This window comes from Methylosinus sp. R-45379 (assembly GCF_001644125.1).
Taxonomy (GTDB): Bacteria; Pseudomonadota; Alphaproteobacteria; order Rhizobiales; family Beijerinckiaceae; genus Methylosinus.
This window is the reverse complement of sequence record NZ_LUUM01000010.1, coordinates 1-6,924: the sequence shown is the minus strand read 5'-3', so window position 1 is coordinate 6,924 and position 6,924 is coordinate 1. Positions and strand designations below refer to the sequence as shown.

Here is a 6,924-nt window from a genome sequence, read left to right as displayed (position 1 = left end):
ATATTCATTATCTAAACAGTCAAGCTGTCTCACCGGCATTTCACTGATCCCTTTCCACCGACGTTGAGCCCGACACCGCCCCCAGGTGGTGGCGATCCTGTGCGCTCGCGTCGTTCCCAAGGAGTTATCACGATGCCTTCCAGGATGCAGTCTGGAGCGCGTGCCGATGTTTACACGCGCGTCACCGCCGAGATCATTGCGGCAATCGAGCAAGGTGCAGGTGATTGGCGTGCGCCGTGGTTCCACGACGGAGCCAGCGTCGCCCGGCCGACCAATGTCGCATCGGATCGGCGCTACCGCGGCATCAATACGGTGGCGCTGTGGGTCGCAGCCGTGGCTAACGGTTACCGCGATGGCCTGTGGGGCACCTATCGACAATGGCAGGACGCCGGGGCGCAGGTGCGCAAGGGCGAGCGTTCGACTACCGTCGTGTTGTGGAAGCAGGTCAGGTCGTCCGAGTCGGCTGGCCACGATGACGACGATGATGAAGGTGGCCATCGCCGAATGTTCGCTCGGGCTTTCTCGGTGTTCAATGTCGCTCAGGTAGACGGATACGAGCGCGCGCCAACGGACACGCTGCCGGAGAACGAGCGTCTCGCGCACGCGGAGGCGTTCATCGCCAACCTCAGCATCAACACCATGTTCGGCGGATCGGAAGCTTACTATCTGCCGCCTTCGGATACGGTATTCATGCCGGAATTTGCTTTTTTCCGGGATGCCGCGTCATTCTATGGGGTGTGGCTGCATGAGATCGGCCACGCCTCGGGGTCGAAGCACCGGCTTGACCGCGATCTCTCGGGTCGGTTCGGCTCGGCTGCCTATGCCGCCGAAGAATGCTGCGTGGAGATTCTCAGCGGGCTTGTGCTTGCCGATCTCGGCATTGCCCACCATCCACGCCCTGATCATGCCGCGTACATTGCCTCGTGGATTAGAGTATTGAAGGACGACCCCCGGGCTATCTTCACGGCTGCCAGCAAGGCACAACAGGCAGCCGATTGGATGCACGAACAGCAGCCTACGCCCGCGTCATCCGGCGTCGCCGACGAGACGGAGGCGGGCCACCTTGCTTCTCCTGTTCTCATCGGCGCGTTGTAGCAAAGCGCGAACCTGAACGTGCTGAGCGACCAAGTTCTCCCGATCACGCCGTTCCCGCTCCACGTCAACCTGCGGGGGACGGGGCCCCTCGAGCTGGGATAGCTTTGCAGCCGCAGCGGCCTCCCGCAGTTCCGCGAGTATTGCCGGAGCACGGTTCGCGGTCGCGCGGCTGACGCCGGCTTCCCGCGCCAAATCGGCAACCGTCAGGCGGCCGTCCAACCTGAACGTATTCCCTGAGACGAGCCGGGTGAGCGCTTCGCGAAGCGCTCCCTCGGTCGCAGTGCTGACCGGCTTCACGAGCGTTCCTCCAACAGTGGCGCGATCAGCTTGCGCATTCGATCCCGGTCCTGCCGGATCACGGTCCGCTGCATGTTCGACAATCTCTTCTCTTCCAGCATCGCCTCGGCATGCGTGATGGCGGCCTGCCACGCCGGCAGATGGTGATGTGCAATGCAGGAGTTCGGGCAGCGATCAGGGGCGCAGTTCGACAGGATGGGCTGGCTTTGCGAGTCTGTCGACCGGCCAAGGCAAAGCGCGGTCGACGGCTCGAAGAAGCAGTCGTTCAGGTAGCCGACGTGCAGCGTACGCGCGAGATGAGCAAGCATCGCTTTCACCCGTTTGCCGTCTGCGATCATGCCCGGCAGGGGACCGATCTCCTGCGCAACACGGTCGATCTCGTGCGTGATGCGGGAAGCGCCGGGGCCGGCAAGCCGCTCGCTACGCTGCGCCGCTTCGTAATGCGCAACGATGTCGTCGAGCTGTCCCAGATGATGTTCCTGCTCGACCTCCTGGCGGAAGCCGGAGGCCGATGATCCGGCATAGCCGTCGAACATCGCGACAGAGGCGTGCTTGTACTGGATCTTGCCGGCGACCACGCCGAACGGTCGGTTGGCGATATACCAGGCCACGGTTCGCCGGAGCTGTCGTGTGTTGAAGATCCAGCTTCGCCCTTCAACAAGCGGAATTGTCGGCTCGTCTGGCGCACCGAAGCACTGGTCCAGATGTTCACGATACCGATTGATCTGCCGCACCACATGCGGCACGCCGCGATCGAGCGCAACGGCGCGATGCAGAACGATCCAGATGCCATCGTCCTTACGCTGTGACCTATGCCTTGCCGCCAGACGTTCGGCGATCTCGACGGCACGGCCGACCGGCTCGATCGTTACCCATTCTTCTGTTTCGCCGCGATCCTGTCGGCCCTTGTAGACGATGCTGCGTATCGTCAGCCGTTCGATCATGCCGTCGGCACTGCGCTTGCGCTGAAGGCAGCCGGGTCGCATAGCTTGGACCTCACTGTCACGCATGCCGCTCAGATAGGCGCAAAGAATGTATGCGGCAGTCTGAAGCTGGCGTTCCTCATGCGCCAGTACAAATGCGTCGAAGCGTGGTCGCCATGGCTGGCCGCTATCGGGATCGATGACGATCGGCGTGTCCATCCCGCCTTGCTCGATGCCGAGTTCCTTCACCGCGTCGAGAACCATGGTATAGGCGGCTTTGTTGCCGGTAAGGTTCGTGGGGCTTATCCCGCTCTGTAATGCGATCAGCTGCATGTTCAGAACATGGCCATCCAGTGCAAGAGCAGCGCCGCCACAGATGCCGCCCATGCGCTCGGGCTCGTTCCAGACAGGAACGCCTCTTCCTTCTTGTCGCCGCCGGCTCACCCAGTCAGCCACGCGGGCTTCCATCGAGCGTTTCCGAGCCTGCCGTATCGTCGCCTTGTAGCCCGCTTCGAGCCCGTCAAGTTCGGCGCGCGCCGCGAGAATGTCGGTCGAGAACAGATCGACATAGCGTAGCGACCATAGCAGCAATGCGCCAATCACCGGCTCCGGGATTCGGGGCGTCGTGTTCTCATAGGGCCGCCCGCCGCAGCCGGCCACTTTGTATACCGGCGTGCCGTTCCAAGGCACGAAGCGCAAGCCGCCATGGGTCAGGAAGTGGGCGAGCCGGTGAAGCTGCACGGCCGGTCTCATGCAGGCAGCAACCCGGCTCGGCAATACGGAACGGTTCTTCTGGAACACGAGATAGGAGTCGAGCAGGTCCTGATCGACGAGCGCTGCATCGAACCGTCCCTCCCGTTCCCGCACGAACGCCATAAACTGACGCAATGTGGCAAGCGCTGCCCGCGCGCTCAACGGCCGTAGCCGCCCCGAGCGATCGGGTAGACGTTCGTTGAGCCAGGCGAAGATGTATTCCTTCGCCGTGAGCCTCTCCACCGGACAAGCAATATCGGTGAAGCCGATCGTCCGGAAGGCATTGCGCGCAGTCAGATGAAAGATCGCCGGATCGAGATTCCATACGTCGTCGCCGAAGCGCGAGAGTGTCTCCGGGTTGGTCCCTTCCTGGAGCTTCATCGAGCATAGCACGATGTCGCTCGGGCTGCGTATGGTGGACGGGGCTGCGGCCCGGAGGACGTTCGTCGCCGTCATTGTGCCATCGCCTCTACCGGCAGATAGAGGAGCGTCGGCTCTTCTGCAGCGATCCGTATCCGGGCCGCTTCTAAGATCTGGGGCGCAAATGCGGGCAGGATCTGCTTCGTGATGCGGTGCCAGGGGCGGCCGAACTTGAGCGACCACTCGCCGGCGTCTAGGACAGCGCGCTGATCAGCCATGAAGGATTGGAATGCGATGAGCGCAGGCAGCTTGCGTTCTGTGATCACAGCGTTCTTGCATTCGAGGCAGCCCCAGAACGGCGTCGGGCAGGGTCTGCCTGCCTCCGCGAACGGGCTCTCGTAAAAGCCGCCGCATCGTGCGAGCCAGACGTCCCATTCGTTTGTTTCCGGAAGCGGGTCTTGCCGCTCCACGACAAGGTCTTCCCGCTCGCTCCTGGCGATGCGCGGCTTCAGCGCAGCGTCGAGGGCATCGTGGAACGCGGCGGCCAGGGTTTGCTCGTGAACATGGCGTAGGGCCGGAATGTCCGCGTAGTGGCGAGCCGCGACGCCAATCGAGTGACCGACGGCGAACTGCTCGAGCTGGCCGTTCGTGCGTCGATACCATTCGGCCTTGTGGGTCTTGCGCAACCGCGAAAGACTCAATCGCAGCGGCGCGCCGTCATCATCGACCAGATGATACCGTTCGACAAAGGCGGCGATGCCTTGGCCGCCTTCTTCGTTGGCCGGGCGCAGGCCGTCGATGGTCCAGAGCATCCACAGGCGATCCGCCCCAGTGTGGCGCCGAGCACGTTCGGTAAGCGCGATCGCCATTCTGACCAGCCCGCCGGGCGTGGCGCTCGACCCGTCCCGAACTCGCAGACTCTTCCACTCTGAGCCGCGTGCCCGGCGCTTGTAATACTCGATCTCGACATAGCCTTTGGTGGGATTGCGCAGGCAGTCCGCCTTCAGGCGGATCAGGCATTCCATCTCCATGCCCGTCTCCAGCGACAACAAAGCCAGGAATGCCGCAAGATCGACCGCCGTGAGATGGAAACCTCGGTGTGGCTCCTCGATCCTGCTATCGACCTTGCGGTATACCGCAAGGTTGACGAAGCGCCTGAAAGCCGGGTGCCGCGTCTCGATCTGTCCGGATCGCACAATCTCGGTCACGACCGCATCATGATGAGCGCGTAGCCGCGCGCATATATCCACTCCCGGTGGAGGCGGCGGAACGTCGTCACCGAGCACGATGCGCTGACGAGCATCGGTGATCTGAGCCCGTGCCGCGGTACGCAGCGCATCGGCGATTCCGCTGCTATAGGCGTCGCGAGGCCGGCTGCCGCCACTATCGCCGTGACCGAGATAGCGCAGACGGGATACGACGTCCGTCGTCAGCACGCCGGGACAATCCTCGACCGCGATGCGGAGCACACTAATCAGCGCTGCTAGAAGGTGCCGCTGGGACAATCGACTCCCGGCATTCTGCTCGAGCCATGCCTCATAATCGTTGATCAACTCCACGGTGATGTTGCTGAGTCCGCGCAGGACGATCTTCTGATCATCCAGGAACGACCAGAACCGGCGGAGATTGATTACCTTGCGCTGCATCGAGCGTCCGATCGGCGTCGGCCCCATCTGGCGGATGCGTTCCCGCACCAGCGGGGCGATCTCGGCAACGAAGAGTTGGTTCGACCAAGAACTGAGATCCACAATTTGCTCGTCGCCTGTCTCGACACGCACAGCGAAGCGGCGTGGATCGGCGACGATCGTGCCGGCAACGATGCTCTCGTCCGGAGCGTTCGACTGAGGCGGGAAAGTCGCCCGTCGTCCCCGGCTCATAGCGCGAGTTCCCCGGACGTCACGTCGAGGCCGAGATTACCCGCCGCCGCATCGACGATCTCCTGGCTGTCAGCGAGGTGGTCGAGATAGATATAGGTGCTCTCGATCCTGCTGTGCCCCATCAATCTTTGGAGCTTCAGCAAAGGGTCGCCGATCATCCGACGGTAGGCGGAGCCCAGATGCTGCGATCGCTCACTGACCACCCAGGCGACCTGCTCGCGCAGAAGCAACGTCAGCATGTGGACCGCAAAGCTGTGCCGAAGCATGTGAGGAGTAACGTGCATGTCCGTGAAGCCGAAGTGACGGCATCTCTCGCTGGCGCGTCCGAACACAGCTTCCCATGACGCCATTGTCATCGGCTCCCCACCTTCCGTCAGCCAGAGCGCCAGCGGCGCACCGGTGGCATCGTTGAGACGCGTCCGCTCCGAAGGCGTCAACTGATCGACGCTTACCCTCACCACGCGGTCGCCATCGTTCAGGCGCAGAGCCCGATGCTCGCATTCGACCACCGTAATCGAGCTACGCACTCGGCGGACGCGACCACTCCGCCGAAGTCGCGCAAGGGCGTTATCCCGTTCGATCCGGACGTAGTCGTGCAACTGCTCGATCAGCCGGATCGGCATGCGAATGTCCCGACCGCGCGAACCCTTTGCGGTCGCAGCAGCCAGTCGGAAGGGCAGAGATCTGGCCGTGGAATCCAGGCATGTATCCAGTGCGGGCAACTCGTTCAGCAACAAGCTCGACGCTTCCTGCAGCCGCAGGCCGGTCGTGATCAGCAGTTCTGCGAAGAGCGCATTGCGCTCTCCGTTGTGGCCTCGCCATGCAGGGTCTTCCTGACCGTCGGGAAGCCTGCCACGCAGCCCCACCTCGCGGAACACCAGATAGCGAGGTAGGTCGAGGAAGCGCATGTCGCCATTGCGGGCGCCGCTTTCCTTGGCGCAGTTCACCGCCATGGCGATAACCGCACCTGACGTTGATGCGCGTGACCAGAGCTGCCGGTAGGTGAACGGAGCGAGAGCAATGATCTTTTCGTCAACCGCCCATCGATAAAGCTTGTCGAGCGCCGCGATCATCCGGTTCCAGGAAGAGGCCGATATCCGAAACGGAGGTTCAGACATGCGCCGAGCTTCGTGGAACGCAGCGATGTCATCGCGATCGGCTGACCAGAGAGACCTGCCGTGCCGCCGCTCTTTGAGGAAGCGCATCCAGACGACGATGTCTCGTGCATAGGCACGAAGGCTGTTCATCGAGCGCACGCCCATGGTCGGGCACAATCGGAGGAAGCGGTTGAGGTGGTGATCGTAGGCGCCGTCGCTTCGCAGAATGAACGGCATGCCCTCGATAAGGCCGATGCTGTCCGCGGCGGCGATCTCGTCCGAGGACAGCTCGGATGACGTTCCATTGACCGTCTCGGAGCGGTGTAGGGCGGAAAGATCGGTGAAGAACAATTGCGGCAATGGACCTCCCAACGGTGCGAAGCTTTTGCCGAGGGCGGGCTCGAGCCCGCCCTCGGCAAAAGCTTCGCACCGTCATCACTCGACAGTTCTGTGTCTCGGACTGTCGGCGATACTAACCGCCAACCCTGACGTCTGTGAGACAGGTACGCAGTGTCTGGATAA

Annotated in this window: 4 protein-coding genes; 1 reads left to right on the top strand and 3 read right to left on the bottom strand. The window is 62.6% G+C overall.

All coding sequences use genetic code 11. The features are described from left to right. The first annotated feature begins 132 nt into the window (after positions 1 to 132). Positions 133 to 1,095 carry an ArdC family protein gene (locus A1351_RS01250; RefSeq protein ID WP_064031955.1) on the top strand — a complete coding sequence of 321 codons (963 nt, stop codon included), beginning with the start codon at positions 133 to 135 and terminating at the stop codon, positions 1,093 to 1,095. A 293-nt stretch (positions 1,096 to 1,388) separates the two neighbouring features. On the opposite strand, the gene A1351_RS01240 is transcribed toward A1351_RS01250, so the two are convergent. The 3 genes from A1351_RS01240 to A1351_RS01230 are packed head-to-tail and all read right to left on the bottom strand — an operon-like array spanning position 1,389 to position 6,762. Next, entirely contained in the window at positions 1,389 to 3,524 is a 2,136-nt protein-coding gene (locus A1351_RS01240; RefSeq protein ID WP_064031953.1) for a hypothetical protein, read from the bottom strand. Then, a complete protein-coding gene (locus tag A1351_RS01235) occupies positions 3,521 to 5,305 on the bottom strand; it encodes a hypothetical protein (protein WP_064031952.1) in 1,785 nt (594 codons plus the stop codon). Before A1351_RS01235 ends, A1351_RS01240 begins: the two co-directional genes overlap by 4 nt. Continuing rightward, the gene (locus tag A1351_RS01230; protein WP_064031951.1) at positions 5,302 to 6,762 is read right to left on the bottom strand and encodes a site-specific integrase; all 1,461 of its coding nucleotides are present in this window, start codon (positions 6,760 to 6,762) and stop codon (positions 5,302 to 5,304) included. The genes A1351_RS01235 and A1351_RS01230 overlap by 4 nt, the downstream gene beginning before the upstream one ends. Between the last annotated feature and the right edge of the window lie 162 nt (positions 6,763 to 6,924).

Bases quoted from the DNA above. Each gene is read 5' to 3' on its own strand.
- A1351_RS01250 (WP_064031955.1), top strand. From the start codon at position 133: ATGCCTTCCAGGATGCAGTCTGGAGCGCGTGCCGATGTTTACACGCGC.
- A1351_RS01240 (WP_064031953.1), bottom strand. From the start codon at position 3,524: ATGACGGCGACGAACGTCCTCCGGGCCGCAGCCCCGTCCACCATACGC.
- A1351_RS01235 (WP_064031952.1), bottom strand. From the start codon at position 5,305: ATGAGCCGGGGACGACGGGCGACTTTCCCGCCTCAGTCGAACGCTCCG.